Here is a 744-nt window from a genome sequence, read left to right on the forward strand (position 1 = left end):
CAGCCGGACCTGACCCCGCTGGTCAAGGCCAGCGAAACCATCGGCGCGGTGCTCAAGCGCGGCGACATCGTCATCTACGAATCCACCGTCTATCCGGGCGCCACCGAAGAAGACTGCGTGCCGGTGCTGGAACGCGTGTCGGGCCTGAAGTTCAACGTGGACTTCTACGCCGGCTACAGCCCCGAGCGCATCAACCCGGGCGACAAGGCCCATCGCGTCAGCACCATCAAGAAGGTCACCTCCGGCTCCACGCCCGAAGTGGCCGACCTGGTCGACGAACTTTACCGGCAGATCATCACGGCCGGCACGCACAAGGCGTCCAGCATCCGCGTGGCCGAGGCCGCCAAGGTGATCGAGAACACGCAGCGCGACGTGAACATCGCGCTGATCAATGAACTGGCCCTGATCTTCAACAGGCTGGGCATCGACACCGAGGCCGTGCTGCAGGCCGCCGGCACCAAGTGGAACTTCCTGCCGTTCCGTCCGGGTCTGGTGGGCGGCCACTGCATCGGCGTGGATCCGTACTACCTGACCCACAAGGCGCAATCCATCGGCTACCACCCCGAGATCATCCTGGCGGGCCGCCGCCTGAACGACTCGATGGGCGGCTACGTGGTGTCGCAACTGGTCAAGGCGATGACCAAGCGCCGCATCCACGTGCAGGGCGCCCGCGTGCTGGTGATGGGCCTGACGTTCAAGGAGAACTGCCCGGACCTGCGCAACACCCGCATCGTGGACATCGTG

At 65.2% G+C, this 744-nt stretch carries 1 protein-coding gene; it reads left to right on the plus strand.

Going from position 1 to position 744, the window contains the following annotated elements; translation table 11 throughout:
- Window positions 1–744, plus strand: a 744-nt coding sequence (locus AVE30378_RS32480) for a nucleotide sugar dehydrogenase (protein WP_129247298.1), incomplete at both ends; no start/stop codon positions are given.

The sequence above is a fragment of the Achromobacter veterisilvae genome (assembly GCF_900496975.1).
Taxonomy (GTDB): domain Bacteria; phylum Pseudomonadota; class Gammaproteobacteria; order Burkholderiales; family Burkholderiaceae_B; genus Achromobacter; species Achromobacter veterisilvae.